12 protein-coding genes are annotated in these 12,961 nt (G+C 70.2%); 11 read left to right on the forward strand and 1 reads right to left on the reverse strand.

Features of this window, described 5'->3' with window-relative positions:
• The first annotated feature begins 24 nt into the window (after positions 1-24).
• Positions 25-867, forward strand: a complete 843-nt coding sequence (locus VPH43_RS24190; RefSeq protein ID WP_328580340.1) for an oxidoreductase — start codon at positions 25-27, stop codon at positions 865-867.
• Entirely contained in the window at positions 864-1,865 is a 1,002-nt protein-coding gene (locus tag VPH43_RS24195) for an NADP-dependent oxidoreductase (RefSeq protein WP_328580341.1), read from the forward strand. The genes VPH43_RS24190 and VPH43_RS24195 overlap by 4 nt, the downstream gene beginning before the upstream one ends.
• Before the next feature lie 16 nt (positions 1,866-1,881).
• Here the strand turns inward: VPH43_RS24195 and VPH43_RS24200 are convergent, their stop codons facing one another.
• The gene (locus tag VPH43_RS24200) at positions 1,882-2,541 is read right to left on the reverse strand and encodes a TetR/AcrR family transcriptional regulator (RefSeq protein WP_328580342.1); all 660 of its coding nucleotides are present in this window, start codon (positions 2,539-2,541) and stop codon (positions 1,882-1,884) included.
• A gap of 183 nt (positions 2,542-2,724) precedes the next feature.
• Between VPH43_RS24200 and VPH43_RS24205 the strand changes: the two genes are divergently transcribed.
• From VPH43_RS24205 to VPH43_RS24245, 9 genes are all read left to right on the forward strand, one after another.
• A complete protein-coding gene (locus tag VPH43_RS24205; RefSeq protein WP_328580343.1) occupies positions 2,725-4,530 on the forward strand; it encodes a feruloyl-CoA synthase in 1,806 nt (601 codons plus the stop codon).
• Positions 4,531-5,367, forward strand: a complete 837-nt coding sequence (locus VPH43_RS24210; RefSeq protein WP_328580344.1) for a crotonase/enoyl-CoA hydratase family protein — start codon at positions 4,531-4,533, stop codon at positions 5,365-5,367. It abuts the gene before it with no gap.
• Positions 5,364-6,629, forward strand: a complete 1,266-nt coding sequence (locus VPH43_RS24215) for a thiolase family protein (protein WP_328580345.1) — start codon at positions 5,364-5,366, stop codon at positions 6,627-6,629. The genes VPH43_RS24210 and VPH43_RS24215 overlap by 4 nt, the downstream gene beginning before the upstream one ends.
• On the forward strand, positions 6,626-7,045 hold the full coding sequence (locus VPH43_RS24220) for an acyl-CoA thioesterase (RefSeq protein WP_328580346.1): 420 nt from the start codon (positions 6,626-6,628) through the stop codon (positions 7,043-7,045). The genes VPH43_RS24215 and VPH43_RS24220 overlap by 4 nt, the downstream gene beginning before the upstream one ends.
• Positions 7,046-7,104: 59 nt before the next feature.
• Positions 7,105-8,241 carry an ABC transporter substrate-binding protein gene (locus VPH43_RS24225; RefSeq protein ID WP_328580347.1) on the forward strand — a complete coding sequence of 379 codons (1,137 nt, stop codon included), beginning with the start codon at positions 7,105-7,107 and terminating at the stop codon, positions 8,239-8,241.
• Between the two features lie 28 nt (positions 8,242-8,269).
• The gene (locus tag VPH43_RS24230) at positions 8,270-9,307 is read left to right on the forward strand and encodes a branched-chain amino acid ABC transporter permease (protein WP_328580348.1); all 1,038 of its coding nucleotides are present in this window, start codon (positions 8,270-8,272) and stop codon (positions 9,305-9,307) included.
• Positions 9,308-9,415: 108 nt separating this feature from the next.
• A complete protein-coding gene (locus tag VPH43_RS24235) occupies positions 9,416-11,158 on the forward strand; it encodes a branched-chain amino acid ABC transporter ATP-binding protein/permease (protein WP_328580381.1) in 1,743 nt (580 codons plus the stop codon).
• A gap of 91 nt (positions 11,159-11,249) precedes the next feature.
• Complete coding sequence (locus VPH43_RS24240; RefSeq protein ID WP_328580382.1) at positions 11,250-12,029, forward strand: ABC transporter ATP-binding protein; 780 nt, start codon at positions 11,250-11,252, stop codon at positions 12,027-12,029.
• Positions 12,030-12,061: 32 nt separating this feature from the next.
• The gene (locus VPH43_RS24245; protein ID WP_328580349.1) at positions 12,062-12,826 is read left to right on the forward strand and encodes an SDR family NAD(P)-dependent oxidoreductase; all 765 of its coding nucleotides are present in this window, start codon (positions 12,062-12,064) and stop codon (positions 12,824-12,826) included.
• The last annotated feature ends 135 nt before the right edge of the window (positions 12,827-12,961 follow it).

The raw sequence follows: 12,961 nt of genomic DNA on the forward strand, positions 1-12,961 counted from the left end.
CCCACAACCTGACGGAGATGCGTCATGACCATGAAGAAACAGGGCGGCAAGGTTGCCCTCGTGACAGGTGCCTCCTCAGGCATCGGACAAGCGACGGCGCAGCGGCTCGCAGATGCCGGCTATACGGTGTACGGCACCAGCCGGCGCGGCGGCGGTGCGGGCGGGCGGTCGTTCGAGATGCTCACCCTGGATGTGACCAGCGACGCCTCCGTCGCCGACGCTGTCGCTCAGCTGATGCATCTGGAAGGGCGCATCGACCTCCTCGTCAACAACGCCGGCTTCGGGGTGGCGCCAGCCGGGGCGGAAGAAAGCTCGATCGCGCAGGCCCAGGCCATCTTCGACACCAACTTCTTCGGCATCGTGCGCATGACGCGTGCCGTGCTCCCCCACATGCGCGGGCAGGGCGCCGGGCGCATCCTCAACATCGGCTCGGTGCTGGGGCTGCTGCCCATGCCGTACGGCGCGCTCTACTCGGCGACCAAGCACGCGATCGAGGGCTATTCCGAGTCGCTCGACCATGAACTGCGCACCCGCGGCATCCGGGTTTCGGTGATCGAGCCGGCCTACACCAACACGCCGTTCGACGCGAACTTCCTGCAGCCGGACGCACAACTCGATGCCTATCGCCAGGCCCGCGTCGCCGTGAGCCAGCGCGTGAAGGAAGTGATGGCCACGGCGGACCATCCGCGTGTGGTGGCCGAGGCGGTGCTGAAGGCCGCCAGTGCCGGGCGCCCGCAGCTGCGCTACACCGCCGGCGGGCTCGCCGGCCGGCTGGCCTGGCTGCGCCGGTTTGCGCCTGCGGGCGTGATGGACGCCGGGATTCGAAAGGACCTGCGGCTCGACGCAAGGCCGGCGGTGAATGCATGAAAGCCTTCGTCGTCGATCGCTATCAGAAGCAGGCGCCCCTGCGCCTGGCGGACCTGCCCACGCCGCAGCCCCGTGAAGACGAAGTGCTGGTCGAGGTGCATGCCGCCGGCGTGAACCTGCTGGACGCGAAGCTGCGAAGCGGCGAGTTCAAGCTCATCCTGCCCTATCGCCTGCCGCTGATCCTGGGCCACGACGTGGCGGGCGTGGTCGTCAAGGTCGGCACGCGCGTGCGCCAGTTCCAGCCGGGTGACGAGGTCTATGCGCGGGTGGACGACCTGCGGATCGGCACCTTCGCTGAGTTCGTCGCGGTGAAGGAGGCGTCGCTGGCGCTCAAGCCCAAGGGGCTGACGATGGAGGAGGCCGCTTCGATTCCGCTGGTGGGGCTGACGGCATGGCAGGCGCTGGTCGAGAAGGCCCACCTGAAAAAGGGACAGAAGGTCTTCATCCAGGCCGGCTCAGGGGGCGTCGGCAGCTTTGCCATCCAGCTGGCCAAGCACCTGGGCGCCACTGTCGCGGCGACGACGGGCACGACGAATGTCGAGCTCGTCAAGGGGCTGGGCGCGGACGTCGTCATCGACTACAAGACGCAGGATTTCGAGGATGTGCTGCGCGACCATGACCTGGTGCTGAACAGCCAGGACAGCAAGACACTCGACAAGTCCCTGCGCGTCCTGCAGCGTGGCGGCCAGCTGATCTCCATCTCCGGGCCACCCGATCCCGAGTTCGCACGCGAGAGCGGGGCACCCGCGTTCCTGCGATGGGCGGTGCGGCTGCTGAGCGCGGGTGTGCGGCGCAAGGCGCGGCGATTGGGGGTGCGCTACGGCTTCCTCTTCATGAAGGCGAGCGGAAGCCAGTTGCGTGAGATCACCGAACTGATCGAGGCCGGGGCCATCCGCCCGGTGATGGACCGGGTGTTCCCGTTTGCGTTGACCAACGAGGCGCTGGCCTACGTCGAGGCCGGGCGCGCGAAGGGGAAGGTCGTCGTCAGCGTGAAATGAGCCGAGGCCGCCCAGCTCAGGCGCCCTTGCCAGCCTTGAGCGGCAACCCGATCAGCTGCTCCACGAAGCGCGCCCGCTCGGCGCGCTCGGACGCCGCGCCCTGCGTGGACATCAGCGACTCCGCCACCAGGTAGGCATACAGCAAGAAGGCGCGCGAGCGGGCTTCCAGCACCGGGAAACCGAGCGCCGAGAACAGCTGGGCGATGTAGGCCCGGCGGCTGGCGTCCGCTTCGTCCACCGCGCTGCGTGCCATGTTGTCGCGCCGGGCCCAGGCGCGGATGGCCAGCTCGATGCGGGCCGCGCGCAGGGCGGCCCGGCCGCGGAAAGGCAGCGAGAGCACGTCGCGCAGCTGTTCGCGCGGATCGGCATGCGCCTTTTCCAGCCGAGAGGTCAGCGCCTCGGTGGCACTTTCGCGCCAGGCCTGCAGTACCGCCCTCAGCAGCTCCTCCCGGTCGCGGAAGTGCCAGTAGAAGCTGCCGCGGGTGACCTTGAGCTGGCCGGCCAGCACGTCCACCCGCACATGGTCGATGCCCTGGTCCACCAGCACTTCGGTGGCCGCTTCGATCCAGGTGTCGGGCGTGAGGGGCGCGCGGGCCTCGGTGCTCTCGGCCTTGCGGCGCGGTTTGGCCGGCAGCGGGCGGACGGTGGGGCGAGGCGGAGCGGAAGCGTTGGACACAGTGGTGAATGGAACTCGGAATGGCGCCCATGATGCCATCGCCCGGCGCGGCCAACCAGGGCGGCGCCGCGCCGCAGGAGGCCGAGCCTAGACATAAACCCTGATAGGCAAGCCCGGCCGCCTCCTTATGATGCAGCCACGCCATACACCTGTGTATGGTGATGCAAGACAGGAGACACCGGCATGGCCACGCCAGGCTACGACCGCGGCTTCGACCCGCGAGACCTCGCTCCGCCGCGTGCCGTGCGCATCGCGCTGGACGACGGCAGCTTCGTGCTGCGCTCGCCGGAGCCGCTGAAGCCGTATGCGCGCTGCACCGGGGAATGGCTGGAGCGCTGGGCCGCGGAAACGCCGGATGCGGTGGCCTTTGCCGAGCGTCGGCCCGACGGTGAGTGGACGCGCCTGACGTGGAAGGACACTCGGGAACGCGTGGGGCGCATTGCGCAGAGCCTGCTGGGCTTGCGCCTGCAGCCGCAGGCGCCGGTGGTGGTGCTGTCGGACAACTCGCTGGACCACCTGCTGCTGGTGCTGGCCGCACAGCACATCGGCCGCGCGGTGTGCACCGTTTCCAGCGCCTATTGCCGCATGACACGCGACTACAGCAAGGTGCACAGCATCCTCAACACGCTCGGGCCGGCGCTGGTGTATGCCGACAATGTGGAGGTGTATGGGCCGCCACTGGCGAGCGCGGGGCTCAAGGCGGTAGTGGTGTTCAGCCACGGCGCCGACCGGTTCCCGGGCGCGCTGTCGTTCGACAGCCTCACCCGCACCGCCGAAGGCCCGCAGGTGATGCAGGCGATGGCCGAGGTGACACCCGACACGCATGCCAAGTACCTGCTGACCTCCGGCTCCACCGGGCACCCCAAGGTGGTGATCAACACCCATCGCATGCTGTGCGCCAACCAGCAGATGATTGCCCAGGCCTGGCGCTTCCTGGAGCACGAGAAGCCGGTGATCGTCGACTGGCTGCCCTGGAGCCACACCTTCGGCGGCAACCACAACACCAACCTGGTGCTGCGCAACGGCGGCACCCTGGTCATCGACGAAGGCCGGCCGGCCCCCGGGCTGGTGGAGAAGTCGCTTGCCAACCTGATCGAGGTGCAGCCGACGCTGTACTTCAACGTGCCGCGCGGCCTGGACCTGCTGCTGCCGCTGCTGGAGGCCGATGAGGCCGCGGCACGCCGCTTCTTCGAGCGCCTGCGCATGGTGTTCTATGCCGGCGCCGCGCTGCCCCAGGCCACCTGGGACCGGCTGCAGGCGCTGGCGCGCAAGGTGCGCGGCGAGGAGGTCTGGCTCACCACCTCCTGGGGCTCCACCGAAACATCGCCGGCCATCACCATGGCGCATTGGCGGCTGGAGCGCGCCGGCAACATCGGCCTGCCGCTGCCCGGGCTGGAGCTGAAGTTCGTGCCCAACGGCAGCAAGCTGGAGATGCGGGTGCGCGGCGTCAGCGTGTTTCCCGGCTACCGGGACGCGCCGCAGCTCACCGCCAAGGCCTACGACGAAGAAGGCTACTACTGCATGGGCGACGCCGGGCTGCTGGTGGACGAAGCGCGCCCTGAGCTCGGCATCGTGTTCAACGGCCGGGTGGCGGAGGACTTCAAGCTCACCACCGGCACCTGGGTGTCGGTGGGCACCTTGCGCGTGCGCGTGGTGTCGGCCCTGTCGCCGCTGGCGCAGGACGTGGTGGTCACCGGGCATGACCGCGACGAGGTCGGCGTGCTCGTCTTCCCGTCGGCCCAGGGCGCGGCGCTGCCGCCGGCCACTTTAGCGGCGCGCATCGGCGAGGCCTTGCGCGCACTCAAGGCGGAAGGCGGCGGTTCGTCCCAGGTGCCGGTGCGTGCCCTGGTGTTGGACGAGCCGCCCAGCGCCGACCACGGCGAGGTCACCGACAAGGGCTATGTCAACCAGGCGGCGGTGCTCAAGCGTCGCGCCGATCGCGTGGCCGCGCTGTACGACGGTGGCGCCGGCGTGGTGCGGGTGAACTGAATGAATGAAACCGAGGCGAACGACGTGCTGTCCGAATTCCAACCCGCCGGCGGCCTGCTGGCCGAGCTGTCCCTGCTGCGCGTGGAGTGCGCGGGGCCGTTGTTCCACCTGCGCCTGAACCGCCCGGCCAAGCGCAACGCGATCAACGACACGCTGGTGCGCGAGTTGCAGACCGCTTTCGTGCACCTGCCCAAGCAGGCGCGCGTGGTGGTGATCAGCGGCGAAGGTGCGCACTTCAGCGCGGGGCTGGACCTCTCCGAAGTGACCGAGCAGGACGTGGTGGAGGGTGTGTTCCATTCGCGCGCCTGGCACGCGGCTTTCGAGCAGATCCAGTACGGCCCGGTGCCGGTGATCGCGGCGCTGCACGGTGCGGTGGTGGGCGGCGGCCTGGAGCTGGCGGCCACCGCGCACCTGCGCGTGGCCGACCAGACGGCCTTCTTCGCCTTGCCGGAGGGCCAGCGTGGCATCTTCGTCGGCGGCAGCGGCTCGGTGCGCATCTCGCGCCTCATCGGCGTGTCGCGCATGACGGACATGATGCTCACCGGCCGGGTGCTCGATGCCACCGAGGCGGAAGCTGCCTCGCTCGTGAACTACCGGGTGCCCGAAGGCCAGGCGCTGGCCAAGGCGCTGGAGCTGGCGCACAAGGTGGCCGCGAATGCACCGCTGTCCAACTATGCCGTCACCCAGGCACTGCCCCGCATCGCGGAGATGGCGCCGGGCGACGGCCTCTTCCTCGAATCGCTGATGTCGGCCATTGCGCAAGGCGATGAGGCGGCCAAGCAGCGGGTGCGCGACTTCCTGGCCAAGCGCGCCGGCAAGGTGGGGAAGGCGGCATGAACACCACTCCCCAACCGAAAGGCCTGTTCCAGCGCTTCGAAGGCGTGGTGCTGCTCGACGGCGTGCGCACGCCGCAGGTGGACTACCAGGGCGCGTTCGCGGATGCCAACCCGATCGACCTGGGCATCAAGGTCGCGCGCGCGGTGCTCGCGCGCACCGACATCAACCCCGCCCAGGTGGATTCGGTGCTGGCCGGCAACATGGCGCCCGGCGGCTTCGACCAGTTCTACGTGCCGCGCCACATCGGCCTGTATGCCGGCGTGCCGCTGGAGGTGCCGGCGCTGATGTGCCAGCGCATCTGCGGCACCGGCTTCGAGCTGTTCCGCCAGGCCGGCGAGCAGATCAGCGCAGGCGTTGCGAGCCTGTGCCTGCTGGTGGGCACCGAATCGATGACGCGCAACCCGATCGCCGCCTTCGACCACCGCGGCGGCTTCCGGCTCGGTGCACCCATCGGCTTCAAGGACTACATGTGGGAGGCGCTCACCGATCCGGCGGCCGGCATCTCCATGATCCAGACGGCGGAGAACCTGGCGCAGCGCTACCAGGTCACACGAGAGGCGGTGGACGCCTTTGCATCGCGCTCCTTCGCGCGCGCGGTGGCGGCGCAGGCGGCGGGCTGGTTCGACGACGAGATCGTGCCCGTGCGCGATGAGGTGTTCGAGCTGGCCGGCTACCGGCCGCGCCGGCTCAAGCTGGCCGGCAAGGCGCAAGTCGCCGACCGCGACACCCACCCGCGGCCCACCAGCGTGGAGGTGCTCGCGTCCTTGCGCACCGTGTTCCCCCACGGCGTGCAGACCGGTGGCAACAGCTCGGCGCTCACCGATGCCGCGGCGGCCGCGCTGGTGGCCGATGAAGCGACGGCCAAGGCCTGGGGTCGCGCGCCGCTGGCCCGCATCGCGGCCGCGGCCGTGGTCGGCGTGCCGCCCGAGCTGATGGGCATCGGCCCGGCACCCGCGATTCGGCTGCTGCTGGCACGCTGCGGCCTGGCGCTGGACGACATCGCGCGTTTCGAGGTCAACGAAGCCCAGGGCGCGCAGACGCTCGCCGTGGCGCGTGAACTGCGGCTGGACGAGGAGCGGCTGAACGTGAAGGGCGGCGCCATCGCACTCGGCCATCCGTTGGCCGCCACGGGTGTGCGGCTCACCCTTTCGGTAGCGCGGCAGCTGCGCGAGGCGGGCGCGCGCTGGGGCATCGCGTCGGCCTGCATCGGCGGCGGCCAGGGCATTGCGCTGCTGGTCGAGAACCCCGAGGCCGCGCAATGAGCCGCAGCCACGTCTACCGCGTGAACGTGCAGTTCGGTGATTGCGATCCGGCCGGCATCGTGTTCTTCCCCAACTTCTCGCGCTGGATGGACGAAGCCTCGCTCGCCTTCTTCATGGCCTGCGGCGTGCCGCCCTGGCGCGAGCTGGTGAAGACGCGCGGGATCATCGGCACGCCGCTGCTGGAGATCCACACCCGTTTCTTCAAGCCGGCCACCTACGGCGAAACCATCGCGGTGCACACCGAGGTGGAAGAGTGGGCCGCCAAGACCTTCCGCCACCGCCACACCGTGCGGCGTGGCGACGACCTGCTGTGCGAAGGCACGGAGGTGCGCGCCTTCTGCCAGCGCGACCCGCACAACCCCGAGCGCATCCGCGCCATCCCCGTGCCCGAGGACATCAAGGCGCTGTGTACCTGACCCGTGCGCCTGCGCCGGCGCACCCCACAACAGCTCGAAGAGCTTCACAGGAGACAACGATGACTCGAACGATTCACCACCTGCTGGCGGCGGCGCTGTGCGCCGTGGCATCCACCGCCTGGGCCGACCTCACCATCGGTGTCAGCGTGCCGCTCACCGGCCCGGCCTCCGGCCTCGGCATCCCGATGAGCAATGGCGTGAAGATGTGGCCGCAGACCATCGGCGGCGAGAAGGTGAACGTCGTGATCCTCGACGATGCCACCGACCCCACCAAGGGTGTGCAGAACGCGCGCCGCTTCGTCAACCAGGACCATGCGGACGTGATCGTCGGCTCCGGCGCCACGCCGGTGGGCATCGCGATCGCGGAGGTGGCCTCCGAATCCAGGACGCCGCAGCTCAGCCTGTCGCCGATCGGCCTGCCGCCGGCCAAGGAGGGCTGGAGCTTCCGCATGCCGCAGAGCAACGGCGTGATGGCCAACGCCATGGTGGCGCACATGCAGAAGCAGGGCGTCAAGAGCGTCGGCTTCATCGGCTACACCGACGCCTATGGCGAGCAGTGGCTGCAGGAGCTCAAGCCCCGGCTGGAGAAGGCCGGCATCCGCCTGGTGGGCGAGGAGCGTTTTGCGCGCAGCGACACCAGCGTCACCGCCCAGGCCCTCAAGCTGGCCAGCGCCAACCCGGATGCGATGGTGGTGGTGGCTTCCGGCAGCGGCGCCGCCATGCCGCAGCTGGCATTGATCGAGCGCGGCTACAAGGGCAAGTTCTATCAAACCCATGCCGCGGCCACCAAGGACCTGATGCGCGTGGGCGGCAAGGCGGTGGAGGGCACGTTCGTCACCTCCGGCCCGGTGGTGGTGGCCGAGCAGCTGCCCGACAGCCACCCCAGCAAGGCGCTGGGTGTGAAGTTCAACGCCGCCTATGAGCAGGCCTATGGCGCCGGCTTGCGCAACCAGTTCGCCGCGCATTCCTACGACGCCTACCTGCTGCTGGACAAGGCGGTGCCGGTGGCGCTGAAGAAGGCCAAGGCCGGCACGCCGGAGTTCCGCGCGGCGCTGAAGGAGGCGCTGGAAGCCGGCACCCCGCTGGCCGTGACCCACGGCACGCTGGACTACACACCCACCGACCACTGGGGCTTCCGCCCGGACACCGGCGTGGTGATGAAGGTGGTCAACGGCGAGTGGAAGCTGGAGCCCTGAGTCGCGACCAGCCACACCCACACAGGCCATGGACTGGACCATCGCTTCCATCCTCGCGGTCGACGGGCTGACCAACGGCGCGGTGTATGCCCTCGTGGCCATCGCGCTGGTGCTGGTGTTCGCCGTGACCCGGGTGGTGTTCATCCCGCAGGGCGAGTTCGTCGCCTTCGGTGCGCTCACGATGGCCCTGTTCCAGGCCGGCCGGCTGCCGGGCACGGTGTGGCTGCTGCTCGGCCTGGTGCTGCTGGTGGCCGCGCTGGACGGCTGGCAGGCCTGGCGCCGCGGCTGGCCGCTGGCGCGATGGGCGCGGCAGGCCGTGCCCACACTGCTGCCCGCCTTGCTGGCCGTGGCCGCCGCCGCCGCGGTGGCGGGCCGGCAGGTCCCCATGCTGCTGCATGCCCTGCTCACGCTGGCGCTCATCACACCCATGGGCCCGCTGCTGTACCGCGTGGCCTACCGCTCGCTGGCGCACGCCACGGTGCTGGTGCTGCTGATCGTGTCGGTGGGGGTGCACTTTGCGCTCACCGGCCTGGGGCTGGTGGCCTTCGGCGCCGAGGGCTTCCGCAACCCGGGCTTCCTGGACCTGCGCCTGGCGCTGGGCCCGGTCACCGTCACCGGCCAGGCGTTGATCGTGCTGATGGTGGCGCTGGCACTCATCGCCGGGCTGTTCCTGTTCTTCGGCCGCACGCTCACCGGCAAGGCGCTGCGCGCCACCTCGGTCAACCGCACCGGCGCCCGGCTGATGGGCATCTCCAGCGACGGCGCGGGCGCGCTCAGCTTTGCGATGGCCGCCTTCATCGGCGCCTTGTCGGGGCTGCTGATCGGGCCCAGCACCACGGTGTTCTACGACACCGGTTTCCTGATCGGGCTGAAGGGCTTCGTGGCGGCGGTGTTCGGCGGGCTGGGCAGTTTTCCGCTCGCGCTGGTGGGCGCGGTGGGCGTGGGGCTGGTCGAGTCCTTTGCCTCGTTCTGGCAGAGCGCGCTGAAGGAGGCGATCGTGTTCACGGTGATCCTGCCGGTGCTGATGTGGCGCTCCTTCATCGATCCGCATGTGGAGGAGCACTGAATGGCGCGCGTGATCGATCCGCCGGCACCCTTGCTGCATGACACGCCGGCGCCGCCGGTGCGCCGGGGATGGGGCCGCCCCGCGATCCTGGGCGGCGGGCTGGCCTTGATGGTCGCGCTGCCGTGGCTGCCGGTGCCGGACTACTGGATCACCCAGCTCAACTACATCGGCCTGTTCGGGCTGGTGGCGCTGGGGCTGGTGCTGCTCACCGGCGTGGGTGGCCTCACGTCCTTCGGCCAGGCGGCGTTCGCGGGCATCGGCGCTTATGCCTCCGCCTGGTTGTGCGTGCGCTGGGGCGGCTCGCCGTGGCTGGGGCTGGCGCTGGGCCTGGGCATCACGGCGGGCGTGGCCTTGCTGCTGGGCTGGATCACGCTGCGCATGTCCGGCCACTACCTGCCGCTGGCCACCATCGCCTGGAGCCTGGCGCTGTACTACACCATGGGCAACGTGGACGCGCTGGGCAAGTACGACGGCCTGCTGGGCGTGCCGCCGATCTCGATCTTCGGCCTGCAGCTGCAGGACGAGCGCCGCATCTACCTGCTGATCTGGGGCTGCGCGCTGTGTGCCGGCATCGGCATCACGCGGCTGCTGGATTCGCGTGTCGGCCGCGTGATGCGCGCGCTCAACGCACATCGCGGCGGCGGCATCACCATGCCCGAGGCCATGGGGGCCTCCACCTTCCGCTACAAGGTGCTGATGTTCGTGCTGGCGGCCCTGCTGGCGTCGTTGTCGGGCTGGCTGTTCGCGCACATGCAGCGGGCGGTGAACCCATCACCCTTCGGCATCAAGTTCGGCATCGAGTACCTGTTCATGGCGGTGGTGGGCGGGGTGGGGCACGTGGGCGGTGCCTTCGTGGGCGCAGCCCTGGTGAAGATCGCCGAAGACCAGCTGCAGACCTGGCTGCCGGTGCTCTTTGGCACCTCGGGCAGCTACGAGGTCGTGGTGTTCGGCGTGGTGCTGGTGCTGGTGCTCAAGTTCGCGCCGGACGGCCTGTGGCCGCTGGTCGAACGGCTGCTGCCACGGCGCGCGCCTCAGCGGCCGGATCCCGCATTGGCCGCGCTGCCGCGCCGGTGCAAAGCTGCCGCCGGTGAGCCGCTGCTGCAGGTGCAGGGGCTGCGCAAGGCCTTCGGCGGCCTGGTGGCGGTGAACGACATCAGCTTCGAGCTGCGCGCCGGCGAGATCGTGGGCCTGATCGGGCCCAACGGGGCGGGCAAGTCCACCACCTTCAACCTGGTGTCCGGCGTGCTGGGTGCCACCGCCGGCGAAGTGCGGTTGTGCGGCCAGCGGGTGGACCGGCTGCCCGCGCGGGCGATCGCCCGCCGGGGCCTGGCGCGCACCTTCCAGCATGTGAAGCTCGTGCCCGAGATGACGGTGCTGGACAACGTGGCCCTGGGCACCTACCTGCGCACCTCGCGCGGCGCGCTGTCCGCCATGGCCGGCACCGACCGCCGGGAGGAGGCCCGTGCCCGCGCCGAAGCCGCGCTGCAGCTGCAGCGCGTGGGGCTGGGTGAGTGCCTGCACGAGCAGGCCGGCAACCTGGCGCTCGGCCAGCAGCGCCTGGTGGAGATCGCGCGTGCGCTGGCCGCCGACCCCTTGTTGCTGCTGCTGGACGAGCCGGCCGCCGGCCTGCGCCATCGCGAGAAGCAGGCCCTGGCCGCGGTGCTCAAGCAGCTGCGTGCCGAAGGCCTGAGCCTGCTGCTGGTGGAGCACGACATGGACTTCGTGATGCGGCTCACCGACCGCATCGTGGTGATGGAGTTCGGCACCCGGCTCATGGAGGGCACGCCCGCCGAAGTGCAGGCCAGCCCGCAGGTGAGGGCGGCGTACCTGGGCACGGAGGAGGCCCAGTGAGCCTCGCCCGGCCGCCCGAAGAGGCGAATTCCCGCCTGGCGGGAACGCGCGCAGCGCGAAGGGTGCACCAATGAGTGCGGCTTGTATGCCGATGACAACCTTGCAGGCCGAACGCGCCGTCGCACCGGCCGCGGCCACGGGCACTGCCCCCTTGCTGGAGATGACCGGCCTGCGCGCCGGCTACGGCAAGGCGGTGGTGCTGCAGGGGCTCGCGCTGGCCGCACGCGCCGGCGAGGTCGTCACCGTGATCGGCCCCAACGGTGCCGGCAAGTCCACCTTGTTGAACGCGCTGATGGGCCTGCTGCCGCACGAGGGCAGCCTGCGTTTCGATGGCCAGGACCTGCAGCAGCTCACGCTGGAAGAACGTGTGATGGCCGGCATCGCGCTGGTGCCCGAGAAGCGCGAGCTCTTCGGCAGCATGAGCGTGGAGGACAACCTGCTGCTGGGCGGCTGGCGCGCGCACAAGCTGCGCCGGCGCGATGCGCCCCAGCAGATGGAGCGGGTGTACGGCCTGTTCCCGCGCCTGAAGGAGCGGCGCGCCCAGGCGGCCGGCACCTTGTCCGGCGGCGAGCGCCAGATGCTGGCCATCGGGCGCGCATTGATGAGCGGGCCGCGCCTGCTGATGCTGGACGAGCCCAGCCTCGGGCTGGCGCCGCTGGTGGTGCGCGAGATCTTCCACATCATTGCCAGCCTGCGCGACACCGGCGTCACGCTGCTGCTGGTGGAGCAGAACGCGCGCGCAGCCCTGCAGGTGGCCGACCACGGCCATGTGCTGGAGACAGGCGAGTTCGTGCTGCACGGGCCGGCCGCCACGCTGGCCACCGACCCGCGCGTGATCGACACGTACCTGGGCAGCGACAGAAAGGATTGACATGACGTTCGCAACGGCCGGGAGGTACTGAGATGCAGATCCACGGACAAGCCGCCTTGGTCACCGGCGGCGGCAGCGGGCTCGGCGAAGCGGTGGCGCGGGCGCTGGCCGCGGCGGGCGCCAGGGTGTCGGTGCTGGACCGCAATGCCGAGGGCGCGCAGCGCGTGGCCGATGCGATCGGCGGCCGGGCCTTCACCTGCGATATCGCTGACACCGCCAGCCTGCAGCAGGCGCTGGACGGCGCCAGCGCCGCCCACGGCACAGCGCGCATCGTGATGAACATCGCCGGCATCGGCACCGCCAAGCGCGTCATCGGCAAGGACGGGCAGCCCGCGCCGCTGGAGGACTTCGAGCGTGTGGTGCGCATCAACCTGATCGGTACCTACAACGTGGTGCGCCTGGCGGCGGCCGCCATGGCCAGGCTCGAGCCGCTGGCCGGCGGCGAGCGCGGCATGGTGCTGATGACCGCCTCGGTGGCGGCGTACGACGGCCAGGTGGGCCAGGAAGCGTATTCGGCGTCCAAGGGCGGCCTGGTCTCCATGACGCTGCCGCTGGCACGCGACCTGGCGCAGCACGGCATCCGCGTGGTCACCATCGCGCCGGGCCTGTTCGAGACGCCGCTGATGAAGACCTTGCCCGACGCAGTGCAGCAATCGCTGGCGGCCTCCATCCCGTTCCCGCCCCGGCTGGGCCAGCCGGAGGAGTTTGCGGCCCTGGCGCTGCACGCGGTGACCAACGGCCACCTCAATGGCGAGACCATCCGGCTCGATGGTGCGCTGCGCATGGCGCCGCGCTGAATTGTGGGGTGAGGCACGCGCAGCTTCGCAGGCTTGTCCGCCGCTGGAAGAATCTGTTACGCGCCGAACCCGTTGTGACCTCCGGCCGCCGCGCTAGAGTGGCCCGGCCGTGCCCCCGGCACGCCCACAACACAC

The sequence above is a fragment of the Ideonella sp. BN130291 genome, from assembly GCF_036231905.1.
In the GTDB taxonomy this organism is placed as follows: Bacteria; Pseudomonadota; Gammaproteobacteria; order Burkholderiales; family Burkholderiaceae_C; genus CAMLIZ01.

Excerpts from the sequence above, each read along its gene's own strand:
- VPH43_RS24190 (WP_328580340.1), top strand. The coding sequence starts at position 25 with ATGACCATGAAGAAACAGGGCGGCAAGGTTGCCCTCGTGACAGGTGCC.
- VPH43_RS24195 (WP_328580341.1), top strand. The coding sequence starts at position 864 with ATGAAAGCCTTCGTCGTCGATCGCTATCAGAAGCAGGCGCCCCTGCGC.
- VPH43_RS24205 (WP_328580343.1), top strand. The coding sequence starts at position 2,725 with ATGGCCACGCCAGGCTACGACCGCGGCTTCGACCCGCGAGACCTCGCT.
- VPH43_RS24210 (WP_328580344.1), top strand. The coding sequence starts at position 4,531 with ATGAATGAAACCGAGGCGAACGACGTGCTGTCCGAATTCCAACCCGCC.
- VPH43_RS24215 (WP_328580345.1), top strand. The coding sequence starts at position 5,364 with ATGAACACCACTCCCCAACCGAAAGGCCTGTTCCAGCGCTTCGAAGGC.
- VPH43_RS24220 (WP_328580346.1), top strand. The coding sequence starts at position 6,626 with ATGAGCCGCAGCCACGTCTACCGCGTGAACGTGCAGTTCGGTGATTGC.
- VPH43_RS24225 (WP_328580347.1), top strand. The coding sequence starts at position 7,105 with ATGACTCGAACGATTCACCACCTGCTGGCGGCGGCGCTGTGCGCCGTG.
- VPH43_RS24230 (WP_328580348.1), top strand. The coding sequence starts at position 8,270 with ATGGACTGGACCATCGCTTCCATCCTCGCGGTCGACGGGCTGACCAAC.
- VPH43_RS24235 (WP_328580381.1), top strand. The coding sequence starts at position 9,416 with ATGGTCGCGCTGCCGTGGCTGCCGGTGCCGGACTACTGGATCACCCAG.
- VPH43_RS24240 (WP_328580382.1), top strand. The coding sequence starts at position 11,250 with ATGACAACCTTGCAGGCCGAACGCGCCGTCGCACCGGCCGCGGCCACG.
- VPH43_RS24245 (WP_328580349.1), top strand. The coding sequence starts at position 12,062 with ATGCAGATCCACGGACAAGCCGCCTTGGTCACCGGCGGCGGCAGCGGG.